Raw genomic sequence first — 24,645 nt, 5'->3', positions numbered from 1 at the left:
CGATAGCGTTGCGTCAGTTGCGTATAAGGTGGCTGACACACCGCTATCGCGAGCAAGCTCGCTCCCACAGGTTCTTCCACAGGTGCAGTCATGCTGACAGCGGCATGCCCTCAGCATCCGCCCAAAATACTTAACTGGATTAAAACTTTAAAGCACATATTCGAAAGCGTCGTGCTGGCCCGTCTGGCGCCGCGGGCCCGAACGTCACCCACCCACACGAATACGTGGCGTAACGGACATCCCAACGCGCAGCTTCGTCGCGCCGGGCTGGTCAGGATTGATGCGAATGCGCACGGGCAGGCGCTGGACGATCTTGGTGAAGTTGCCGGTGGCGTTGTGCGGTGCGATGGCCGAATAGCTGACGCCGCTGGCCGGCCCCAGGCTCTGTACCGTGCCCCGCAGCGCCTCGCCCGGCAAGGCATCCACGTCAATTTCCACGGGTTGTCCGGCCGCTACACGCGCCAGTTGCGTCTCGCGAAAATTTGCCGTGATGTACACGGCATCGAGGGGGACTATCGCCAGCAAGGGGTTGCCTGTGCTGACGAACGCACCCACTCGGACCGATTTCTGCCCGATCGTGCCGCTGATCGGCGCTGTAATCCGAGTGTAGGAAAGCTTCAGTTCGGCAATCGCTTGCGTGGCTTCGGCGTGGGCAAGGGTCGCCGTGGCTTTTTCCAGGTCGGCCTTGAGCACATCCACTTGTTGCCGGGCGGCCTGCAGACCTGCCTCGCTTCTGTCCCGGCGTGCCTGCTGGATGCTCAGTTGTGCTTCAGCCTGTTGCCGCGCCTGTACGGTACCTGAGCCATCGTTGGCCAGGTTGCGATACCGCGTCTGGTTGACCGCCGCCAGCTTGAGTTCGGCCTCGCTCGCCGCCAGCGCGGCTTGTGCCTGGCGAATGGCGGTGGCCTGCCGGGCCAGGTGTGCTTGCAGGCTCGCGATGCCGGCGCGGGCGCTGGCGACCTGGGCTTTGGCGGCGTTCACGGCGGCGATGAAATCTCGATCATCGAGGGTCGCGAGCAAGTCGCCTTTGTTCACCGTCTGGTTGTCTTCGATCAACACCGAATCCACCGTGCCGGACACTTGAGGCGCTACCGTCGTGAAGTCGGCGAGCACGTAGGCGTCGTCAGTCGACTGGACTGAGGCCGCGGATTCGGGACGATTGATATAGACAGCCCCGCTGATTGCTACGGTGAGCAGCAATGCACTGATGAACTTGGCTTTCTTTGGTAATGCCATGATGGGTCAACCGTTTGAGGACGTTGGGGGCGAGGCGGCCTGGATGACAGGGGCCGGGATGAAGCCCAGGCGCAGCACGAGAGGAATCAGCAGGAGGGCCAGCACCCCAAGCACGCGGTAGGCATCGGCGATCGACAGCACCAGCGATTGCTGGCTGACGAGGGTCGTCAACTGCAGCGGCGCTGGTATTGAAGGCAAGGCGTTACCGGCCAGGGCGGCCTGGTCGAGCAACATCTCTGCGTGAAAGCGTCCGCGCGTGACCATCAATTGCCCGACCAGCGCAGCGCCGGCCAGTGATCCAAAGGCACGCAAGGTGTTGATGGTGCCGGATACGTAGGGCCCTTCGGCAGGCTGCACCACGCTGGTGATCAGGAACAGCATCGAGACGACGGCCATGGGTTGCCCCAGGGCTTGCAGCGCTTGCGCCAGGACGAACTGGTCGCGGTTCCAGTCGCTGGTCAATTGCGCACCGCAAAAACAGGCCAAGGCAATCAGGCATAACCCTGACGAGAACACCAGGCGGGCATCGACCCACTTCTGGTAGAGCAACAGGGCAACCATCGGCCCCAAGACCAGTTGCGGCAGCGCGACGATCAGGCCGATGGATGCCATCTGGTAAGGCCGATATTGCTGTAGCGGGCCGAGATAGCTGGCGGGCAACAGAGAGCTGGACATCAGCACCACGAGCAGGAAGAGGAATAACGTGCAGCCCAGTCCGAGGTTACGCCGGCCGAGAATCTGCAACTTGATGAACGGTGACGGGTGGTACCACTCGGTCAACAGGTAGATCGCCAGCAGCGCCAGGCCAGCCATCAGCGACGACGCCACCCACGGCGATTCAAGCCAATCCAGCCGTATACCTTGGTCCAGCGCGATCGCTATCAGGCCGAGGCCGGGCACCGCGCACGCCATGCCCAACCAGTTGGCTTGTCCGAAGCGGTGGGCCTGGACGGGCTCCTTCGGGAGTCCCCAGCCGATCAGTCCGGCGGCCAGGCAGGTCAGGGGAATGATCTGCCAGTACACCCAGCGCCAATCCTGCAGGCCATCCGTCCAATATCCGGCGAGCCAGATCGACAGATTGGGCGCGAACGTCGCGGTCATGGCGTACAACGCCAGCCCGTACAGCCGTACGGGGGGCGGCAGGAACTTCAAGGCCGCCATCATCAGCAACGGAATCGTCGTGCCACTGGCGATGCCTTGTGCGAAGCGCAGCGTCAGCAGCAGTTCCAGGTCGCGGATAAAGGGCAGCATCATCGCCAGCACCGTACAGGCAGCCAGCACCCACAGTTCAAGACGACGGACCGAAAAGGTCAGGGCGAACCATGCGGAAAACGGCATGGCGATCAGCTCCCCGGCGCTGTAGGCCGTGGTGAGCCAGGAGGCGTCGTCCAGACCAAAGCCCAGTGCGCCCCTCAAATCCGCGAGTGCCAGCGCGCCAACCCGGATGTTCAGTCCCGCCATCATCGCCGCGAGGAAAATCCCCAGCAAACCGATCAGCGGCCGTTTCGAGTCTGTTGCCTGAGGCAGTTGGCTGATGGCAACCGCCGCTGGCGACAAGGCCATGCCGTTCATCGAACCTGCTCCGGAGCCCAACCGCCACCCAGGGATTTATAGAGATTGACCACGGTGAGGGTGGCATTGGTCGTGCTGGCATTGAGACGGGTCTGGCTGGCGAGCACATTGAGTTGCGCAGTGAGGACGCTGAGATAGTCGGCGGCGCCTTGTTCGTAACCCCGTTCGGCGGCGTGGAGTGCCTGCCTGTTCTGCTCGTATGAAACCAGCAGCTCCTCATGCTCGCGCTGTTGGGCAGCCCAGGCATCCAGGGCGTTGTCTATTTCATGCCAGGCTTGCAACACGGTCTGGCGATAGGCAAGCGCGGCGGACTTTTGCTGTGATTCGGTCAAGGTCAGGCGTTGTTTCAAACGCCCGCCCTGGAAAATGGGCAGGTAGACCGTCGGCCCGACGGAGAACGCGCGCGAGTCCCAGCTGGTCAGGTCACCGCTGTTAAACGCTTCCACGCCGACCCGTCCTTTCAAGCCAATGCGTGGATAGAAATCAGCCTTGGCGACGCCGATGGCTGCCATGGCGGCGTGCAGTTGCGCTTCGGCGCGCAGGATATCGGGACGCCGGTGGGCCAGTTCGGACGGCACGCCGAGCGGAACGCGGGTAGGCAGCGACGGCAGGGGCATGGCTTCGCGCAGTTGCGCATCGAGGGCGCGGGGCTGTTCACCCAACAGCAGCGCCAGGGCATTCATCTGGGCGTTGCGACGCTGGGCCAGTTCAGGCAACAGGGCCTTGACCGTTGCCAGTTGCGCGCGGGCGGAGGAGGTTTCGAAGTGCGTCGCCACGCCATTGCGTTCGCGGCTTTCGGCCAGGGCCAGGGTGCGTTCGGCAACGGCCTGGTTCTGCCGGGCAATGTCCTGTTGCGCCTGGGTCCCGCGCAACTGCAAGTAGGTCCGCGCGACTTCGGCGGATAAGGCCACCCGCGCGGCTTCGCGGTCATACAGCGTGGCCTCGACAGTCGCGGCCGCGCCTTCGCGCAGGCGCTGGGCGCGGCCCCATAGATCGATTTCCCAACTGGCGTCGAAACCCAGTTGCCAGAAATTCTGCGGGGCGGTGGGGGCACCGAGCGCCGCTGATTTGCCGTTCTCGCTCAGGCCCTCACGGGCATAGCTGGCATTGGCGCCGACCTGCGGCAGCAGTCGCGACGCGGCGATGCCCAGTCGTGCACGGCTTTGCTCGATGCGTTCGGACGCCATTTGCAGGTCGAGGTTTCCTTCCAGCGCCCGGGCCTGCAACTGAGTGAGCAGCCCATCGTTGAACAGCAGCCACCATTGCACGGGCACTTCGCCCGACGTGGGGAAGGGGCCGGTAGGCGCCTGGCGAGGCTCCAGTTGCGCAGCGTCCAGTGCGCCTTCAGTCCGGACAAAATCCGGGCCGACCATGCAACCTGCCAGGCAAGCAGTGCCGAGGGCGGCAACGACGCCGCAGAAACGCCTTAAAAGGTGTTGAGGTAAATCATGAGAGCCCGACATAGCCTGTTCCCCGGAGCGTTGCACGCCGCTCGAATAGCGTTCGCGGTGGGGCGAAAATCCATAACGGTGATTTGCACACCGCCAGTGCATGTTATGAGCGGGCTCCTCGGGGCGCACTTCTGCATCGGTTCAGCGAAACCATACGTGGGTGCGAGAGGGGTTATACGAAGGTATATGGATGGCGGGGAAGTACTCGCCAGGGCGGTCAGTGGCGCTGACCCAGGGCGCTGGCGATACAGTCCAGCAGCCTGTTGGCATCGCAGGGCTTGGGCAGGCAGGCGACCAACCCTGGAACATTGGCGGCCAGTTGCGGGTAAGCGGTAATGAACAGCGTGGGGATGCGCCAGCCTTTTTCAACCAGATGCCGATGCAACTCGATGCCGCTCATGCGCGGCATTTGTATGTCGCACACCAGGCACTGCGTCTGCCCGGGCCCTTTCGCGTCGAGGAACTCCAGGGCTCCGGGATAGGTGCGCACGGCGTAACCGCTGGATCGCAACAGGTTATCGAGCGCCGCGCGAACGGATTCGTCGTCATCGACTACCGCAATCGTGGCCTGGTCGTGCAGGGGGGTATCTGGCATGAGGATCGCTCGTAATGGCGCCTGTCTTCACTTCACCATACGCGGTCCCGCCGGGTGCAAAAGTATACCTGTGTATACCTCGCTAAGACCAAAGGAGCGGCCGCTGGACACATGGAGAGTAATGATCGCGGCGCAATTTCAAATAGACTGGCGCGGCATCGTCGATCGGCGTGGTAATCGATGGCCAAGCCGGTGGTCATCTGCGATCCGGAAAAAATAGGAAGGAAACTGGCGAAGCGCTAATCTTGACGAGGGCAACACGACCCGTCCCGGAACCCGACACGACGTTTTCCCCTCGAGTCGCCGGCGCAGCCATGGAAGCCGCATCAAAGCGGTCGCATCGGCAATTGCGACAGGACACTGGATGCCAGCTCGACGGCAGATGTGACAGAAACATACTTTTGCTCCAGTGCCGATGGATAACAGCATGCAAACACAATGGGACGATGGCGAGCGTATCTTCAGTCGGGTGCGACGCTCGGTGAGAGAGGGCGATGGCAGTGTCCTGGTGGCGCGTCCCGCCACGCAGCAACCTCGTCCGGACTGCCTCGACCGTCTCGCCCATGAGTTTGACTTGAAGGACGAGTTGGACGCCGCATGGTCCGTGAAGCCTTTGCAATTGGCCCGCGATGGCGCCCAGGTGCAACTGGTGCTCAGCGACCCAGGCGGCTTGCCCTTGGTGCATTTGCTGACATCGCCCTTGGAAACCACCCGGTTCTTGCAACTTGCAGTGAGCATCGCCGTGGCGTTGGGCAAGCTTCATCAACGCGGCCTGATCCACAAAGACATCAAGCCCAGCCACATCCTGGCCGATTGCGATGACGGACAGGCCCGACTCACCGGGTTCGGCCTGGCGTCACGCTTGCCTCGCGAGCGGCAGGCCCCTGAAACCCTGGCGGGCACGCTCGCCTACATGGCGCCCGAACAGACCGGAAAAATGAATCGCTCGATCGACTCGCGCAGCGATCTTTATTCCTTTGGTGTCACGCTTTACCAGATGTTGACCGGCTCGCTGCCGTTCACGGCATCGGATCCGATCGAATGGGTGCACTGCCATATCGCCAAGCAACCCTTGTCGCCCCGCGAGCGGATCGCAACCATTCCCGATGCGCTTTCCCGGATCGTCATGAAACTGCTGGCAAAGACCGCCGAGGAGCGCTACCAGACGGCCGCGAGTGTCGAGTACGACCTGCGCCAATGCCTGGCGCAGTGGCGGCAAGGGCAGCGCATCGAGGCTTTTGCGCTGGGTGAGCAGGGCAGTTCCGACCGGTTGCTGATTCCAGAGAAACTCTATGGCCGAGAAGGCGAAGTCCAGGCGCTGGTCGATGCGTTCGGCCGTGTCGTTGACAGCGGCGCGGCGGAACTGGTGTTAGTGGCGGGCTATTCCGGTATCGGAAAGTCCTCCGTGGTCAATGAACTGCACAAGGTGCTCGTGCCGCCACGGGGACTGTTTGCCAGCGGCAAATTCGATCAATACCGACGGGATATTCCCTATTCGACGCTGGTTCAAGCGTTCCAGAGCCTGGTGCGCATGCTCCTGGGCAAGAGCGATGCCGAACTGGCCGGTTGGCGAGACGCGTTGCAGGCGGCGTTGGGGCCTAACGCACGGCTGATGACGGACCTGATTCCCGAACTGCGGCTTATCCTCGGCGAGCCCCCCGCGGTCCCGATACTTGACCCCCAGCAAGAGCAGCGGCGCTTCCTGCTGGTGTTGCGGCGTTTCATCGGCGTGTTCGCCCGACGAGAGCATCCGCTCGCGCTGTTCCTCGACGATCTGCAATGGCTCGATGCGGCCACGCTGGACTTGCTGGACGACTTGTTGACCAGCGACGACGTCCCCTATCTGCTGCTGGTCGGGGCCTACCGCAGCAATGAGGTCGATGAGTCACATCCGCTGGCAGGCAAACTGAAGACGCTGCGTGGCGCGGGTGGCAAGGTCAGCGAACTCGCGCTGGCGCCGCTTGCCAAGGGCCATATCGAGCAGTTGGTTGCCGAGGCTCTGCACGATGAGCCGGCTCGTATCGAGCCTCTGGCGCAGCTGGTGCTGGACAAGACCGCTGGCAATCCTTTCTTCGTCATCCAGTTCCTGCAGGCCCTCGCCGACGAGGGACTGTTGACGTTTGATCACGGCGGCCGGCAGTGGTGGTGGGACCCGGACCGTATTCATGCCAAGGGCTACACCGACAATATCGTGGACCTGATGGTCGAAAAGCTGGCGCGCCTGCCGACGGACACACAACAATCCCTGCAAAAGCTTGCCTGTCTGGGCAGCGCTTGTGGGCTCAAGTCGCTGGCGATCGTGCTGGAAATTCCCAGGACGCAAATCCGCGCGGTCCTCTGGGAGGCGATTCGCCAGGAGTTGGTTGAGCGACGTGACGGCGCGTACGGGTTTGTCCATGACCGCATCCATGAAGCCGCCTATTCAATGATTCCCGTCGACTCGCGCCCCCAGCTGCATTTGAAAATCGGCCGATTGCTTGCCACACAGACATCGTCCCAGGCCCGTGATGAGGTGATTTTCGACATCGTTGGCCAGCTCAACCTCGGCGCCGCGTTGCTCACGGACCCCGCCGAACGCGAGGAACTGGCGGCGCTCAACCTGCTGGCCGGCCAACGGGCCAAGGCGTCAACGGCCTATGCGTCGGCACTCAACTATCTGGCCACCGGGGTCCGGCTGTTGGGCGACGACTGTTGGACGCATCGACACGGGCTCGTTTTTGCCCTGGAACTGAATCGGGCCGAATGTGAGTTTTTGACCGGGCAGCTCGCCATCGCCGACGAGCGCCTGACAATGTTGTCGGACCGTGCCGTGACCGTGAGTGAGCGCGCCAGCGTCGCGTGTTTGATGATGGATGTGTATTTGCTCATGGACCGCAGCGATGGCGCGGTCGCGGTCTGTCTCGCCTACCTGCGGCACGTGGGTATCCAATGGTCCGCCCAGCCGAGCGACGAGACGGTGCGCGAGGAATACGACCGGATCGGAGCGCTGCTGGGCGACCGCGCAATCGAAGACCTCATCGTCTTGCCGTTGATGGAGGACGCGACGGCGCTGGAAACCGTCAATGCCCTGGGCAAGCTGTTCGCCCCAGCCTTGCAAAGTGACGCGAACCTGGCGGACTTGCTGATTTGCAAAGCCATAACCCTCAGCCTGGAATGGGGCAACTGCGATGCTTCATGCGTGCTCTACGCCAACCTGTTCAGAGTCGCGGGGCGGCGCTTTGGCGACTATGAGGTCGGCTTCCGTTTTGGCCAACTGGGCTGCGACCTGGTTGAGCACCGTGGCTTGACGCGATTCGAGGCGAGCACCTACCTGTGTTTCTCATGCTTTGCGGTGCGCTGGATGCGGCCGGTGGGCGAATGCCGCGATCTGTTGCGTCGATCATTTGCGGCGGCGAACCGGATCGGCGACCTGCCGTACGGTGCCTATGCGGGTAATAACCTCACCGCGGACCTGCTGTTTGCCGGCGAGTCGCTGCCCGACGTGCAAGGGGAGGCTGAACGAGGGCTGGCCTACGCCAAGAAGGTGCAGTTCGGGCTGGTGACTGATTTTATCGCCACCCAATTGCTGTTGATCCGGATGCTCCGGGGCCAGACGCCAACGTTCGGCCGGCTGGACGATGACGGACAGGACGAGCCAACAACGGAAACCCATTTGTCCGGCAATCCCGACCTGGTCCTCGCCGAATGCCTGTACTGGGTGCGCAAGCTGCAGGCCCGCTACATGGCCGATGAGCCTGTAGCGGCATTGGCCGCCGCCGAAAAGGCGCAGCGGTTGCTCTGGGTATGCCAGGCGTTTTTTGAAGAGGCCGAATTCCATTTTTTTGTCGCCCTGGCCCACGCGGCTGTCTGCGCCGATGCTCCTGCGCATGAGCAGGGGCAACACTTGAGCGCGATGATGGCGGCGCATCGACAGCTCCAGGCCTGGGCGCAACAGTGCCCGGACAACTTCGCCAGCCGCGCGGCGCTGGTGGCTGCCGAGATTGCCCGCGTCGAAGGGCGCCTGATCGAAGCCGAGTTGCTGTACGAACAGGCCATGGAGGCCGCCCGGGAAAGCGGTTTCATCCATATCGAGGCGCTGGCCAACGAACGGGCTTCACGGTTCTACGCCGGGCGGGGCCTGGAGAAAATCGCTCGGATGTACATGCAGGATGCGCGCTATGGTTATGTGCGGTGGGGGGCCGATGGCAAGGTTCGACAGCTTGAAGCCCGATACCCATGGCTGAGAGACAAAGAGCTCGCACCGGGTCCGGCCTCGACGATGGCCACGCCTGTACAACAACTGGATATCGCGACGGTCCTGAAAGTCTCCCAGGCCGTGTCGGGTGAAATCGTCCTGGAGAAACTGATCGACCGGGTCATGGCCACGGCGATTGAACAGGCCGGCGCCGAACGCGGCCTGTTGATCCTGTCCGGCGATGGGGGGCTTCGGATCGCAGCGCAAGCGACGACGGGCGGCAGCACCCTGCAATCGCATGATGTGCCGGTCAGTCCGACGCTGTTGCCGGAGTCGATTCTTTACCATGTGCTACGAACCCAGGAGAGCGTTTTCCTCGACGACGCCATGGCGTCGGTCGCTTCGCCGTTTGTCACCGATCCCTACCTGCTTGCGCGACGGGTGCGTTCGGTGCTCTGCCTGCCGCTGATCAACCAGGCCACGCTCGTCGGCGTGCTCTACCTGGAAAACAGCCTTACCGCCCATGTCTTCAGTCCGACGCGTATCGCCATCCTGAACCTGGTGGCGTCCCGTGCGGCCATCTCACTGGAAAATGCCCGTTTGTATCGTGAGGTGGCCGAGCGCGAAGCGAAGATCCGTCGCCTCGTCGATGCCAACATCATCGGAATTCTCGTGTGGAATGCCGAGGGCGACATCATTGAAGCCAATGACGCTTTCCTGCGCATGGTGGGGTACGAACGCGAGGACCTGCTCTCCGGTCGCCTGCGCTGGCGGGACCTGACGGTGCCCGAGTATCGAGAGCTGAGCGAGCGCTCATTGGCCCAGGCCCTGCTGACCGGACAGGCTTGTCCGTACGAGAAAGAATATTGGCGCAAGGATGGGAGTCGTTTGCCGGTCATCGTTGGCCTGGCCGTGTTCGAAGCCGGCAGTGGGGAAGGCGTGGCCTTTGTGCTGGACCTGACCGAGCGCCGGCAGGCGGAAGAAAAAATTCGTGAAAGCGAACGCCGCTATCGCGAGGTACAGACGGAGCTGGCCCACGCGAACAGGGTAGCGACCATGGGGCAGTTGGTCGCCTCGATTGCCCATGAAGTCAATCAGCCGATTGCCGCGACCATCCTCAATGCCGACGCCGCGTTGCGTTGGCTCAATGCCCAGCCGCCAGAGATCGAGGAGGTCAGGCAAATACTCGGGCACCTGGTCCTGGACGCCAATCGGGCCGCCGACGTGCTGGGACGGATTCGCCAACATATCCGCAAGGCCCCGCCGCAGAAGGGGCCTGTGGACATCAACGCGGCGATCGAGGAGATGATCGAGTTCAGCCGTTTCCAGATCATCAAGAGCGGCGCTTCGATACACACACAGCTGGCCGACGCCTTGCCCACCATCGAGGGGGATCGCGTGGAGCTGCAGCAAGTGTTGCTCAACCTGATCATGAACGCGCTGGAGGCCATGGGTGGGATCGATGTTGGCGATCGGCACCTGCTGATCTGCTCCGCCCGCGATGATGGCGGATACGTCAGGGTCACGGTGAGCGATTCGGGGCCGGGTTTTGCCTTGGAATGCACCGAGCAGGTGTTCACCTCGTTCTACACCACGAAACCTTCCGGGCTCGGGCTGGGCTTGTCCATTTGCCGATCGATCATCGAGGCCCATGGTGGCTGCTTGAGAGCCGGTGCCAATCCACCCCGCGGTGCCACTGTGGAGTTCACGCTACCGATCAGACAATGCTGATGATCAAGCGAATGTAATACCTAGGTTTACTGACCGCATATCAATCGACCAGCGAAGCAATCCCTCGTACAAATGATCCCCGCCAACTCGAGCGATACATTGATAGCACGGGTTGCGGAGTATCTGGCAATGAAACTGACAGCCATTGCAGCGGACGAATTTTCGTCCCTTCGTTCAATAGTGCTTATTTGCCTGGCGCTGATCACAACGAATGTTTTCTATCGTATGAGCGTGCCCATGTCGTCAGGTTGCCCGTCCTTGGAGCCTCGCCAGTGTGGCGGGCGGCTGGGTGCATTGACGAATGGTTCGTTGGAGCGAGTCGATATCGTCGCCGCAGGCGAGTTGCCGCCAGGTGCGCACCTGGTGAGCCCGCGTCGGTTCTATCTGCATCACGGCATTTACCTGGGCAACGGAAACGTCGCACATTATTCGGGGCTTGGTGGTTCTCTCGAGGCGGGGCCTATCGAAGTCACTGATCTTGAGCATTTCGCCAGCGGAAAGCCCGTCTGGATAATCCGCGAGGCGCGCCGGTATCGTGCCGATGAAATTGTCCATCGGGCGCGTTCGAGGCTGGGCGAAAACCAATACCGGCTGTTCTCCAATAACTGCGAACACTTCTGCACCTGGTGCCTCACGGGGAAAAGCTACAGTGCGCAGCTCAATGCTTGCTGGCGTCGTCCACGGGAATTTCTTGCCTCGATCACAGCCCTGGAATCCAACCTTGTCGCGTAGCGCCAGGGACCGCCGGGGCCAGGTGATGGCTGAGAGCGCTGTGCTAGACTTTCCGTCCATTACGCGAGAGGAGCGTGCATGAACGGCAATTCCAAATCCAATGAGCCGGGCAGTGAAGGCTCCATTGTGTTCGTCCTGGACGATGACGCCTCCATTCGCAATGCGCTGAGCAATCTTTTGCGTTCTGTTGGCATGCGCGTCGAGACGTTCGCCTCCACCGCAGAGTTTCTCGCGTGGCCCCGGTCCGACAGTGCCAGTTGCCTGGTACTCGATGTTCGACTGCAAGGCAGTAGCGGGCTCGATTTCCAGAGCCAGTTGGCGGCGGCGAACATCAGGATTCCCATCATCTTCATCACCGGTCACGGTGATATCGAAATGTCCGTCAAGGCGATGAAGGCGGGGGCCATGGACTTCCTGGCCAAACCCTTTCGTGAACAGGATTTGCTGGATGCGGTGTCAGCCGCGCTTCAAACCGATGTGAAGCGCAGGAGCGTCGAGCGGCAGCTCTCGGACCTGCACGCCCGATATCAATCGCTGACAGCACGAGAGAAAGAAGTGATGTCCCTCGCTGCGAAAGGCCTGATGAACAAGCAGATCGCCGGGCAGATGAACCTGAGCGAGATCACCGTGAAAATCCATCGCGCCCACGCCATGAAAAAAATGCATGCCAAGTCGTTCGCCGACTTGGTGCGAATGGCTGAAACCCTCGGCGCAGAGCCTGCTTGACGGGCCAAACGCCATTACTCGTTGGCGAGATCAGGCAAAAAGGCGGCGCCCACAGGTAACTGACTCGGGCGTGTAGGCGGGTAACGTGGCTCAACGGTTTACCGCAGAGCCAACTTCACGAGGGATTGGATCAGACATCCAGGGTGTGCCGCTTTCAGGAGGAGCGAAAACCAACCAGCACCGACAGTCCCTCGACACGCCTCACTGTCGATAAGAGAACAACAATGACCAGCCCGACCTTCAAGGATTCGAACGGCCACCTGGCGCAGGGCTTCAAGCCTCGTCACGTCACCATGCTTTCAATTGCCGGGATTATCGGCGCAGGCCTGTTTGTCGGATCGGGCCATGCCATCGCCGCCGCAGGTCCGGCGGTGATGCTGGCGTATCTTTTTTCCGGCCTGCTGGTGGTGCTCGTCATGCGCATGCTCGGCGAGATGGCGGTGGCGCGGCCGGATACCGGCTCCTTTTCCACCTACGCCGACCAGGCGATCGGGCGCTGGGCCGGCTTCACCATCGGTTGGCTGTATTGGTGGTTCTGGGTACTGGTGATTCCCATCGAGGCACTGGCCGCCGGTCATGTGCTGAACCAATGGTTTCCCTCCGTCGATGCGTGGCTGTTCGCTTCGGTGTCGATCATCGCCTTGGCGGTGACGAACCTGTTCAGCGTCTCCAAATACGGTGAATTCGAGTTCTGGTTCGCCATGGCCAAGGTGGTGGCGATCATCGGTTTCATCTCCCTGGGCTTCGCGGTCTTGATGGGCTGGATTCCCGAGCGCGAGGCCAGCGGCTTGAGTCGCTTGATGGACGAATACGGCGGCTTCGCGCCCAATGGCTTGTCTGCCGTGGTCGGAGCCTTCATCACCATCATGTTCAGCTTCATCGGCACGGAAGCGGTGACCATTGCTGCCGCCGAATCCAGCAACCCCGCGCAGAACATTGCCAAGGCGACCCGCTCGGTGATCTGGCGTATCGGCGTTTTCTACCTGCTGTCGATCTTCGTGGTTATTTCCGTGGTGCCGTGGAACGATCCGCAGTTGGCGTCGGTGGGTTCCTATCAACGGGCCTTGGAACTGATGAACATTCCCCATGCCAAGTTCATGGTAGACGTGGTGGTGCTGATCGCCGTGGCCAGTTGCATGAACTCCTCGATCTACATCGCCTCGCGCATGCTCTATTCCCTGGGCCGGCGAGGCGATGCGCCGAAGGCGGCGGAAGTGACCTCGGCCGCTGGGGTACCCAGGGCCGCAGTGATTGCCAGTACGGTGTTGGGGTTGGGCATCACCGTGTTCAGCTATTTCATGCCGGCCGGGTTGTTCCAGTTCCTGCTCGCCAGCTCCGGCGCCATCGCGTTGCTGGTGTACCTGGCGATCGCCGTGTCGCAGTTGCGCATGCGCCGCAAGCTGGTCCGGCAAGGCGTCGAGCTGGGCTTTCGCATGTGGTTGTTCCCGTGGCTCACCTGGGCGGTGATCGTGTTCATCTGCGCGGCCCTGGCGGTGATGATGGTAACGCCCGAGCACCGCAGCGAGGTGAGCACCACCCTTGGCCTGGCCTTGGTCATTTCCTTTATCGGCCTGGTGACGGCGCGGCAATCGGCGCAGCCTGAAGAAGCGGTGTCCCTGGGTTAACACTACAAACCCGTGGGAGCGAGCTTGCTCGCGATAGCGGTGTGGCAGTCAAATCCCAGCCACTGACCCGACGCCATCGTCGGATCGCCGCCCGGAGCAAGCTCGCTCCCACAGGGACCTGCGTCTCATCCCCTCGTTTTTCACCGTCCCCCGAAAATCCCTCATTCCCCTCTGGCACTTACCTTTGGCAGCGTTGTCAGTAGTTGGCGCCCGTACGGGTGGAGTTCGCCACAGATGGCGACAATGTCAGCAGGATGACGCTCTTTTTTTGACGCCTTCGGGCTAATGACTCGCATGGATTGCATCGGGACGGTTATTTCTTTTGCGGGTTGACACTCTATGGGTTTGCTCCTTGATCCACGGCACGACATCGACGCCGCATTGTTGAGTTATCGCCGGGTGTTCTGGTCCCTGGCGTTGTTCAGTGGCGTGATCAATCTGTTGGTGCTGGTGCCGTCGCTCTACATGATGCAGGTCTACGACCGGGTCCTCACCAGTCGCAACGAAACCACTCTGTTAATGCTGACCTTGATCGCCCTCGGGCTGTTCATGTTCAGTGCGCTGATCGAGTGGGTGCGCGGCGAGGTGATGATCCGCATGAGCGCCGGGCTGGACGACGCCTTGGGCGAGCGGATCTTCGACGCGGCGTTTGCCCGCAGCCTGCGCGAGCACAACGCCAACCCGGCGCAAGTGCTCACCGACCTTGCTACCCTGCGACAGTTGATTACCGGCCAGGGCCTGATCGCCTTGCTCGACGCGCCGTGGTTGCCGATCTTCCTGCTGGTGGCGTTCATCTTCCATCCGTGGTTTGGCGTGCTGACCCTGGTGCTCGCGTTGACGCTGATCGGCCTGGCGCTGTGGGGCGAACTGGCGACCCGAGGACGCCTGGGGGAGGCCAACCGGCTGGGGGTGCAGTCATCGATCTACGTCAACAGCACGCTGCAGAACGCCGAAGTCATCCAGGCCCTGGGCATGCTCGGGCCGCTACGCCAGCGTTGGAGCCTGTTGCAACAACGCATCATCGCGGCGCAGGCCCACGCCAGCGATCGCGGTGCGCGCATCACCTCGGCGACGCGGTTCGTGCGGATTTCCGGGCAATCCCTGGCCTTGGGATTGGGCGCGCTCCTGGTGCTCGAAGGGCAGTTGTCGGCGGGGATGATGATCGCCATGTCGTTGCTGTTGGGGCGTGCCCTGGCGCCGGTGGAAATCGCCATCGGCTCGTGGAAGCAATTCAACAGCGGCCGCCAGAGCTACCAGCGCCTGAGCCAACTGTTGGCGCAACACCCCCGTGATCGCTTGCGCATGCCGCTGCCGCCGCCGACCGGCGCGCTGCGCCTGGAGCAAGTGTATGTGGGGCCGCCCGGGGCTTCGCAGCCGATTTTGCGGGGCATCAATTTCAGCCTGGGCAAGGGCGAAGTGCTCGCGGTGGTCGGCCCCAGTGCCAGCGGCAAGTCGACCTTGGCTCGCGCGTTGGTCGGCGTGTGGCCGGCCATCGGTGGATCGGTGCGCCTGGACGATGCCGAGATCAGTCAATGGTCCCATGATGCGCTGGGGCCGTACCTCGGCTATCTGCCCCAGGACATCGAGCTGTTCGATGGCAGCGTCGCCGACAACATCGCCCGTTTCGGCGAGCAGGACGCCGACAAGATCATCGCCGCCAGCCGCCACGCGGGCATCCACGAAATGATCCTGCGCTTCCCCAAGGGTTACGACACGCCGCTGGGGCCTGGTGGACTTGGCCTGTCCGGCGGGCAGAAGCAACGCCTGGGCCTGGCCCGCGCGCTGTATGGCAGCCCGTCGCTGATCGTGCTCGACGAACCCAATTCCAATCTGGATGAAGCCGGCGAACTGGCGCTGGTGCAGGCCATCGGCGTGCTCAAGGCTGCCGGCAGTACCGTGGTGTTGATCACCCATCGGCCCAACGTGCTGGCAGTGGTCGATCACATCCTCGTGCTGAAGGACGGTACTCAACAAGCGTTCGGGCCGCGGGACCGGGTGCTCAAGGCGCTGATGCCGGGACCGAGGCCGGCGGCTGTGCGGGAGGCAAGCAAGGATGCGTGATTTGAAATCGGCCGCACCGGCCCACGGTGAGCATGGCCTGAGTGTGCTCAGCAGCAACACATTGCCCAGCGCCAGCACCGATGCGGGCGGGGCGGCGCGCTACGGTGTGGTGTTCCTCGCCCTGGCCCTTGGCGGCTTTCTGCTTTGGGCGTGCCTGGCACCGCTCGACCAGGGCGTGGTGGGCAGCGGCACCGTGGTGGTGGCGGGTGAACGCAAGGCCGTGCAGTCGCTGGTTGGCGGGGTCGTGGAAAAACTGCTGGTCAGTGACGGTGACCGCGTCAGCCAAGGGCAATTGTTGGTGCAGCTCAACACGGTGCAGGCGCAATCGCAGCTGGACGTGACCCTTGGCAAGCTGCTCAACGATCGCAGCATCGAGGCGCGGTTGATGGCCGAGCGTTTGGGCGCCGATGACATCCAGTGGCCGCAGCAATTGCTGGAGCGTGCCGACGAGCCCCGCGTCAAGGCGGCCATGGCCCTCCAGAGCCAGTTGTTCATGACCCGTCGCGCCGAGCTCGGCAGTCGCTTGCAGATCATCGAGCATGAAATCGGCGCCTTGCAGCAGCAGTTGCAGGGCTACGAAGGCGTCAAGCGCAACTACGATGCGCAGATGCGTTTCCAGCAGCAGGAACTCGTCGGCCTGCGTGACCTGGCCCGGGAGGGCTACGTGCCGCGCAACAAGCTCTTCGAGGCCGAGCGCAACGCGGCGCAACTGGCCGGGCAGATCGCCTCGGGTGTCGGTGATGTCGGTCGTACGCGCCAGGCCATCAATGAAAGTCGGCTCAAGGCCTTGCAGGCGCAGCAGGAGTTCCGGCGTGATGCTGAAACCCAGCTCAGCGAGGTGTCGGCCGAGGCCGCGGGGTATGCCGATCAGATCCGAGCCTTGCAGTTCGAAGTCGACAATGGCGCGATCCGCGCGCCGGTGGCGGGGCAGGTCATGGACTTGGCCATCCACACGGTGGGCGGCGTTGCCCAGGCCGGACAAACCTTGATGCAAGTGGTGCCACTGGACGCGCCGATGGCGATCACCGCGCGTTTCGAGCCGCTGATGGCCAACAAACTGCGCCCCGGGTTGCCGGTGCATGTGCATTTCACCGCGCTGCAACGAGTGGATACGCCGACTGTGACCGGCACGGTCACCACCGTGTCGGCGGATCAGTTGATCGACCAGCAGACGCACCAGCCATACTTCTCCGCCAAGGTCGAGATTCCCGCCGAGACCGTTGTCTCGCTGCAGGACGCCGGGCTGCTGGTGCGTCCGGGGATGCTCGCCGACGTCACCGTGGTGACGGGTGAACGGACCTTGATGAATTACCTGATGAAACCGTTGCGCGAACGCTTGCTGGCTGCCTTCAAAGAGGAATGAGCATGACCGACCGTTGCCGTTACGGCGTCCGTGTGCTGTTGAGCTTGTGCACCAGTTGGGCGGTGATCGGCCCGGCCTGGGCGGCCGAGGGCGGGCTGAGCCTGACGGCCGCCTATGACGCTTCGCGCCTCAACGACCCGACCTTGCAAACCGCGACCCATGCCTTCGATGCGTCGCGCCAGGAAGAGGCGATTGGTCGGGGTGGGCTTTATCCGCAGGTGTCGCTGTCGTCGCGCTATGGGTATGGCGGGCGTACCGATGGCGGTGACGACCGCAGCTATGTCAACAGCAACGACTACCAGGCGAACAGCGTGACGCTGGCGGCGCAACAGCCGCTCTATGACAAGGGGCGCTGGGCGGCTTATCAAGAAGGGAAGGCGCGTGGCGCGCTGGGCAGTCAACAGTTCGATGTCGCCGGCCAGGCCTTGTTCGATCGCGTCGCCAAGGGCTATTTCGATGTCGCCCGTGCCGAGAACGAACTCAAGCTGATCGCCCAGCAAAAAGCCGCGATCCGTGGCTTGGTCGTCCAGAGCAAAAAGCTCTATGAGGGCGGCCAAGGGGCGATCACCGACATCGACGAAGCCCAGGCCCGGCTCGATCTGGTGGAGGCCCAGGAAACCGAAGCCCAGGCCCGTCGCGTGGCGGCGTTGCGGGCGCTGTCCGGGCGGGCGAGCGTGCCCATCGACGACATCCAGCCGATGCGCGAAGAGTTGCCCGCCGGCACGCCTATCCCGCCGGAGCAGGATTTGCCGTACTGGACGGCGATCGCCCGTGAAGCCAGCCCTGAATTGGCGGCGCGGTTGGCGGCCGTGAAAGTCGCCGAGGCCCAGGCCGACAGCCAGCGCGCCGGGCACTATCCGACGCTGTCGCTGACCACGCAGTTGACCCGCCGGGAAACCCGCCAGTACCAGGAACTCGATCCGCGCCAGGACTCGTACTACGTTGGGGTGCAGCTGGACATTCCGCTGTATCGCGGCGGCGCGGTGCGCGCTTCGGTGGCCAAGGCCGAGGCGCAACTGGCCGGCGCCCAGTCCGACTACGACGTGCAGCGTCAGCAATTGGCCGAGTCCATCGAGACCGATTACCTGGGCGTGGTGGCGGGGTTCGCCAAGAGCAAGGCCATGCAACGGGCGGTGGAGTCCAACCAGCGGGCGCTGACCTCTACCGAAAAGGGTTTCCAGGGCGGCGTGCGTTCGACCGTCGACATCCTCGATGCCCAGCAACGACTCTTCCAGGCCCGCCGGGATTTGCTCAGCACCAAGCTGGACATGCTGCAAAGCTACGTGAGCCTGCACACCCACACGGGCCAGATGAACCGCGCGGTGCTGGAACAGGTGCAAAGTTTGTTCTGAAATCTTGGCCGATGGTGCAATGCCCTTGTGGCGAGGGGATTTAGCGAAGCGTCGCACCGCCCCGCTGGGCTGCGAAGCAGCCCCCAAACCAATCACTGCGGTGTGTCAGGCTGATTCCGATAGGTCTTTTTGGGTCTACTGCGCAGCCCAGCGGGAGCAAGCTCCCTCGCCACAGATTGCGGGCGGCTTGACCCACCGTGGCGAGGGAGCTTGCTCCCGTTGGCTGCGAAGCAGCCTCAAAAGCTCAATCAGGCAGTAAAGTCACTGGCATGCAGCTCCTTGACGCCCACCAGGGCGAGTTCGAACTCGGCGGTGGCGTCGGCGTTGGTACTGCCGTAGAGGATGCCGTCGACAAACCGCAACTGGCCGGTGGCGTTGGTGGTGTCGAAGGCGTTGCTGCCGATGAAAGTGAACGCATCGTGGGTGGCGGTCAGCGGGTTGGCGTCCAGGCCGGTGAGATCGAGTTTATCCAGCTCCGTGGTCTTGAACCCGTTGATCACGTCCCGCGCCGCGCCGACGCCCATGTCCGACAGCGCGCCAAACGCATAGGTGTCCGCGCCCGTGCCCCCCGTGAGGTTATCGGTGCCCGCGCCGCCAATCAGCCGGTCATCGCCCGAGCCGCCGACCAAGGTGTCGTTGCCCGCGCCTCCGTTGAGGATGTTCCCGGCGCTGTTACCCGACAGCGTGTCAGCGTAGGCACTGCCCGTCAGGTTCTCGATGAACTTCAAAGTGTCCAGCCCAGAACCCACGGTGTTCTGCTGCGCAGACGTCGACAGATTCACGGTCACCCCGGCCAGGGCCCGCTCGAACGACACCGTGTCGTTGCCATCGCGTCCGTCGAGGATGTTGTCGCCGGCACCGGCGAACAGCGTGTTGTCCAGTGCGTTACCGGTCCCGTTGGCGGCGCCGGCGCTGTCGATGTACAGGTTCTCGACGTTGTTGCCCAAGGTGTAGGCCGCCAGGCTGCTGTGGACGCTGTCCTTGCCGCCGGACACCGGATTGCCGCTGGTCTCGATCACCGTATCGCTGGCGTTGTCGACGTAGTACGTGTCGTTACCATCGCCACCGCTCATGCTGTCGGCCCCCGCAGCGCCATCGAGCACGTTGTTGGCAACGTTGCCGGTGATGAAGTTGCGCCGCTCGTTGCCGGTGCCGTCGATGTCCGATACGCCGGTCAGCACCAGGTTTTCCAGGTTGGCGCCCAGGGTCCAACTCACCGACGCCTGCACCGTATCGATCTGCGAGGTCGAAGTGTTGGTTTCCACCACGCTGTCGAACGCGTTGTCGACGATGTAGATGTCGTTGCCATCGCCACCGGTCAAGGTGTCGGCGCCCAAGTCACCGTCCAGCGTGTCGTTGCCGGCGCTGCCCACCAGCGTATCGTCCTGGTCGGTACCGAAGATTTTCCCGCCCTCGTTCTGCGCACCGTCGAAAATGTCCTGCACGCTGTTGTTGTCGTTGGGATTGCCGTGGAAACCGAGGTCATCGGCGATGTAGTCCGCCAAGCGCTGGCCGACGATTTCCGCCGACTCCTCGTGCAAGTGCCAGACGTCGTCGGGATACACCAGCGGGTCGACTTCGTAGCGCAAGGGCAGGTCGGTGTAGTCCACGGCCAACTTGACGTCGGCGCGCTCGGCGGCGATGGCTTCCTGGGTGGCGCGGACATAGCCGACACCGTCGACGATGGCGGCGATCTTGTCTTCGGAATAGCCACGGGCCCGTGCCGCGTCCTGCTCGTAGTGACCGGTCTCCATCATGTACACGGTGAAATTGCCGAACTGGGCGTGCAAGTAATCGAAGACCTTCAACGTCGCCGCCTTATAGGCCGCCGCGGCCGCTGCCTTGTCCGTGGCCCGGGCGATTTCCTGGGCGGCTTCCTCGCCCTGGCCCCAGATGATGCCCATGGTCACGTTGTCGATGGCCTTCAGTTCGGTGAGTTGGTCGCGCAGCAACGTCACGGCCCGCAATAACGCTGGCCCGGGTTGGTTGGTGTCGGTCAGCCACCAGCACAACTTCAGCTCCTCGGCGCCCAAGGTCGACAAGCCGTTGACCGTGCTGCCACCCACCGCGATGTCGATCCCGTTGCCGTCGGCATCGGTGAACTGGCTGCGCACGTCATAGGTGGTGTACTTGTCCAGGTCGTTGACCAGCATCGAGGTGCCGGATTGATCGTCGTCTTCTGTCATGCGCAGCAGGCGTGCGTTGGATTGGCCGAGTGTCGGCAGGTAGAGGATGTCCTGCTGGGCGCGTTCGCCGAAGACGAAATCACTGGCGGTGAGGGTGTTTAGGTAGTTGCCGCTCAGCGCGATCTCGAAGCGATTGCCATCGGCGTCGGCCTCGCTCGATTTGACGTAGGTCTTGTCGCCGGCGGCGTTCAGGGTCATGTAGAGCGTGCCGTTGCTGCCATCGCCAAGGCCGGTGAAGCCCAGCGCGGACACGTCGATCTTGTCCACGCCGACGGTGAAATCGTAGATCGTGTCCGTGGCCGTGACGCCTCCGGTGTCGTAGTCGCGGTAGCTGTCGGACAGGTTGCTGTAGCGGAACGTGTCGGCACCGTCGCCGCCATACAACGAGTCGCGCCCGGCGCCGCCGTCGATGATGTCCGCCCCCGTGCCGGCCTTGATGGTGTCGCTGCCGCCCAGGCCGAGGATCAAATCGGCGCCGGCCGTGCCGTTGAGGGTTTCGGCATTGGCGGTGCCGGTGATGGTGTTGGCGGGGGAGTCGGCCACGGTCAGGGCAAAGCTATCACTCACCGATGCGCCCGAAGGGTCGGTGGCCTTGACCAGCACGTCGTAGTTGCCGGCGGCGGTGTTGGTTGGGGTACCGCTGAAGGTCAGGTTGGTGGCGTTGAATGTCAGCCACGAGGGCAGGGCGCTGCCGTTGGCGAGGGTCGCGGTGTAGGTCAGCACATCCTGGTTGGCGTCGCTGAAGCTGTTGCTCGCCACGGTGTATTTGAACGGCGTGCTTTCACTGGCGTTCTGGTCCAGCAGCGGGATGACCACCACCGGCGCCACGTTGGTCGGGGTGTTCTGGTCGGCGAAAACGAAGTGATTGGCCGTCAGGCTGCTGACGAAGTTGCCCGCCATCGAGATTTCGAAGCGGTTGCCGTTGGCATCGACCGTGAGGTCCTTGAGGTAGGTGCGGTTGGTCGACGAACTGTACGTGACCTGCAGGGTGCCGTTGAGCCCGTTGCCCAGGCCCGTATAGCCAAGCGCGGCGACATCGATCTTGTCGGCGGCCACGTCGAAATCGAGGATCTGGTCGCTGGCGCTGGTGGAACCGGTGCGGTAGCTGTCGAGCTTGGAGGTGTAGCGGAACACGTCGGCGCCCGCGCCGCCGGTGAGTTTGTCGACGCCGGTGCCGCCCACCAGGATGTCGTTGCCGGCGGCGCCGTTGAGCGTGTCGTTGCCGGCGCCACCGAAGAGCTGCTCGTTGGCCGTGGTGCCGGTCAAGGTGTCGTTGTTCGGCGTGCCGTTGATGATCACGGAAGTGGGTACGTCCTGCACGGCCAGGGTAAAGCTGTCGCTGACCGTCGCGTTGCTGCCATCGGTCGCGGTGACCTGGATCGAGTAGGTGCCCGACGCGGTGTCCGGTGGGGTGCCGCTGAACGTGCGCGTGGCGGCGTTGAACGTCAGCCAGCTCGGCAGGGCGCTGCCATCGGCCAGCTTGGCGGTGTAGCTGAGGCTGTCGTTATCCGGGTCGGTGAAGGCGGTGGCCGGCACCACGTAGCTGAAGGGGGTCTTTTCGGTGGCGTTCTGGTCCAGCAGCGGCGTCGCCACCACGGGGGCCTGGTTGACCGGTGAAGACGTGGCGAAGACGAAGTTGGCGTTGGTCAGTTTGTCGAGGTAGTTGCCGTCCAGCGCCACCTCGAATCGGTTGCCATTGGCATCCGCCTCCAGCGACTTGATGTAGGTCTTGGTGCCGGCGCTGTTGAGCACCAGGTAGACGGTGTTGTTCTTGCCGTCGCCCAGGCCGGTGAAGCCCATGGCGGAAAGGTCGATCTTGTCGGCGGCGATGTCGAAGTCGGTGATCAGGTCACCGAGGTTGGCGCCGCCGGTGTTGTAGTTGCGGTAGCTGTCCAGGCGGTTGGAGAACACGAAGGTATCGGCCCCGGCGCCGCCCGTGAGGGTGTCCATGCCGGCGCCGCCGTCGAGCTTGTCGTCGCCCGCGCCACCGCTGAGGCTGTCATTGCCCGCCAGGCCGAGCAGGGTGTCGGCCGCGTCGCTGCCCAGCAACGAATCGCTGCCGGCGGTGCCGGTGATGACCCGGTTGAAGATGAAATTGCTGGCCGTCAGGGTGCTTGCCAGGTTGCCCGACAGAATCAGCTCGAAGCGATTACCGCTGGCATCGGCGTCGAAGTCCTTGATGTAGGTGCGGTCGTTGCTGGCGCTGTAGCTGATTTGCAGGGTGCCGCCCCGGCCATTGCCCAGGCCGGTGAAGCCGAGGCCGGCGAGGTCGATCTTGTCCTGCGTCACGTCGAAGTCGGTGATGGTGTCGTCGAAACTGGTCGTGGCGTTGCGATAACTGTCGGACTGGCTGGCGAAGCGGAACGTATCGGCACCGGTTCCGCCGGTCAGTTTGTCGACCCCCGCGCCGCCCACCAGAATATCGGCCCCGGCTGCGGCATTGATGGTGTCGTTGCCGGCCGCGCCGTAGAAGATTTCGCTGGCGCTGGTGCCGGTGAGAATGTCGTTGCCCGCCGTGCCTTGCACGGTGGTCATCGGCACCGTGGCGCTGACGTAGCTGCCGTCACCGTAGACCAGCGTCGCGCCCTTGCTGGTGTGGCTGATGGTGTTGGCAATGATCGCGTTGCGATCGGTGCCGTCTTCGTTGCGCTCGGCGACGCCGTAGGTGGACAGGTTGCTGCCGCTGATCACGTTGCCCTGGATCAGGTTGTCGCTGCCGTTGAAGTATTTGCCGGACACGCCGAGGGTATCGTCGTAGGACTGGATGATGATCTCCGGCACCGCGCTGCCCAGGGCGTTGTTGTTGAGCGTGTTGTCGATGATGTCGACGTGGTTGCTGCCGTAGATGCGGATGCCGGCGCTGGTATTGTCGTGGATGTCGACGCCGGTGACGGTCACTTCACTGGAGAGCTTGACCAGCACCCCTTCGGCGCCGTTGCCGTACACCTCGCCGCCGGTGATGGTGATGTTGCTGGGCGAGGGGATGTCTTCGCTGCCGCGCTGCACCACGATGCCGTTGCCACCGTTGCCGTAGGCAACGTTATTGGTCAGGGTGAAATCGTGGGTGCTGGTGACGACGTTGAAACCGTGGCGGTCGTTGTCGTAGGCGACGTTGTTTTCGAAGGTGCTGTCGCTGAGGAAGTCGGCGACGAAACCATCGAGGCCGTTGCCGTGGGAGACGCTGTTCTTGATGACCATGTTGACGGTCTGCTCGTGGGGGTCGAAACCGTACCCGGAGCAATCCTTGATCTCGACGCTGTCGAGGGTGACGTTGGAGTCGTAGCCTTCTTCGCCGGGGATGTAGCCGTTGAACCAGCCATCCACCTTGCCGGTGGTGGCGTCGCGGTTGCCGTCGATGGTGAGGTTGCTGACACCGAAATCGTGGGTTTCCTCGCCATAGGCCGAACGGATGATGCCGGTGATCTTGGTGTCGGAACCATCGGCCAGCTTGACCGTGGTGTCGCCCATGCCGTCGCCGTACAGGTAGACGTTGCTCTTGAGCATCAAGCAGCCATCGGACGGTTCCTCGCCCCCCGAAACGATGTAGGTGCCGGTGGGCATGTAGACCTGCCCACCGCCCGCGGCTGCCGCCGCATCGATCGCACTTTGAATGGCCGCCGTGTCGTCAGTAACGCCATCTCCTTTGGCGCCAAAATCTTGTACGTTGAAAATCATGGACTTATCTCCGTATCAGGCTAAAAACCTCGTTGGATGCCAATATTCCATCGGCGACCACGGTGTTATGACCCAACGGAGTGAAAAAGTTGTGACCGCGTATCGGGGAAGTGTCAAAAAACTGATAAACGGTTACGCGGAATTTCAGATGTGTAACATTTCCTTG

The 24,645-nt window shown here is 62.8% G+C and carries 12 protein-coding genes; 7 read left to right on the top strand and 5 right to left on the bottom strand.

What is annotated here, in order from left to right; all coding sequences use genetic code 11:
• Nucleotides 1-204 precede the first annotated feature (204 nt).
• From JMN22_RS25665 to JMN22_RS25650, 4 genes are all read right to left on the bottom strand, one after another.
• Nucleotides 205-1,236, bottom strand: a complete 1,032-nt coding sequence (locus JMN22_RS25665) for an HlyD family secretion protein (RefSeq protein ID WP_198797353.1) — start codon at nucleotides 1,234-1,236, stop codon at nucleotides 205-207.
• A gap of 6 nt (nucleotides 1,237-1,242) precedes the next feature.
• The gene (locus JMN22_RS25660; RefSeq protein ID WP_198797354.1) at nucleotides 1,243-2,808 is read right to left on the bottom strand and encodes an MFS transporter; all 1,566 of its coding nucleotides are present in this window, start codon (nucleotides 2,806-2,808) and stop codon (nucleotides 1,243-1,245) included.
• Nucleotides 2,805-4,271 carry an efflux transporter outer membrane subunit gene (locus JMN22_RS25655; protein ID WP_198797355.1) on the bottom strand — a complete coding sequence of 489 codons (1,467 nt, stop codon included), beginning with the start codon at nucleotides 4,269-4,271 and terminating at the stop codon, nucleotides 2,805-2,807. The genes JMN22_RS25660 and JMN22_RS25655 overlap by 4 nt, the downstream gene beginning before the upstream one ends.
• 205 nt (nucleotides 4,272-4,476) lie before the next feature.
• Nucleotides 4,477-4,854 (bottom strand): response regulator transcription factor, encoded by a 378-nt coding sequence (locus tag JMN22_RS25650; RefSeq protein WP_198797356.1) that lies wholly within the window; start codon nucleotides 4,852-4,854, stop codon nucleotides 4,477-4,479.
• 427 nt (nucleotides 4,855-5,281) lie between these two features.
• On the opposite strand from JMN22_RS25650, the gene JMN22_RS25645 reads away from it, so the two are divergent.
• The 7 genes from JMN22_RS25645 to JMN22_RS25615 all read left to right on the top strand — a co-directional run bounded on the left by JMN22_RS25645 (nucleotide 5,282) and on the right by JMN22_RS25615 (nucleotide 18,618).
• Entirely contained in the window at nucleotides 5,282-10,759 is a 5,478-nt protein-coding gene (locus JMN22_RS25645) for a trifunctional serine/threonine-protein kinase/ATP-binding protein/sensor histidine kinase (RefSeq protein ID WP_198797357.1), read from the top strand.
• A 129-nt stretch (nucleotides 10,760-10,888) separates the two neighbouring features.
• Nucleotides 10,889-11,491 (top strand): lecithin retinol acyltransferase family protein, encoded by a 603-nt coding sequence (locus tag JMN22_RS25640; RefSeq protein ID WP_198797358.1) that lies wholly within the window; start codon nucleotides 10,889-10,891, stop codon nucleotides 11,489-11,491.
• Nucleotides 11,492-11,569: 78 nt separating this feature from the next.
• Nucleotides 11,570-12,217 (top strand): response regulator transcription factor, encoded by a 648-nt coding sequence (locus JMN22_RS25635; RefSeq protein ID WP_198797359.1) that lies wholly within the window; start codon nucleotides 11,570-11,572, stop codon nucleotides 12,215-12,217.
• Nucleotides 12,218-12,441: 224 nt separating this feature from the next.
• Nucleotides 12,442-13,842 carry an amino acid permease gene (locus tag JMN22_RS25630; RefSeq protein ID WP_198797360.1) on the top strand — a complete coding sequence of 467 codons (1,401 nt, stop codon included), beginning with the start codon at nucleotides 12,442-12,444 and terminating at the stop codon, nucleotides 13,840-13,842.
• A 339-nt stretch (nucleotides 13,843-14,181) separates the two neighbouring features.
• Nucleotides 14,182-15,903: a type I secretion system permease/ATPase gene (locus JMN22_RS25625; RefSeq protein WP_198797361.1), complete on the top strand. Its 1,722-nt coding sequence runs from the start codon at nucleotides 14,182-14,184 to the stop codon at nucleotides 15,901-15,903.
• A complete protein-coding gene (locus JMN22_RS25620) occupies nucleotides 15,896-17,266 on the top strand; it encodes an HlyD family type I secretion periplasmic adaptor subunit (protein ID WP_198797362.1) in 1,371 nt (456 codons plus the stop codon). Before JMN22_RS25625 ends, JMN22_RS25620 begins: the two co-directional genes overlap by 8 nt.
• A 2-nt stretch (nucleotides 17,267-17,268) precedes the next feature.
• Nucleotides 17,269-18,618, top strand: a complete 1,350-nt coding sequence (locus JMN22_RS25615; protein WP_030138785.1) for a TolC family outer membrane protein — start codon at nucleotides 17,269-17,271, stop codon at nucleotides 18,616-18,618.
• A 248-nt stretch (nucleotides 18,619-18,866) separates the two neighbouring features.
• On the opposite strand, the gene JMN22_RS25610 is transcribed toward JMN22_RS25615, so the two are convergent.
• Nucleotides 18,867-24,479 (bottom strand): putative Ig domain-containing protein, encoded by a 5,613-nt coding sequence (locus tag JMN22_RS25610; protein WP_198797363.1) that lies wholly within the window; start codon nucleotides 24,477-24,479, stop codon nucleotides 18,867-18,869.
• Between the last annotated feature and the right edge of the window lie 166 nt (nucleotides 24,480-24,645).

Origin of the sequence: Pseudomonas sp. HB05, from assembly GCF_016756915.1 — a bacterium.
Taxonomy (GTDB): Bacteria; Pseudomonadota; Gammaproteobacteria; order Pseudomonadales; family Pseudomonadaceae; genus Aquipseudomonas; species Aquipseudomonas alvandae.
Note: the sequence above shows the minus strand (reverse complement) of the source record. Positions and strands in the feature narration are given on the sequence as shown.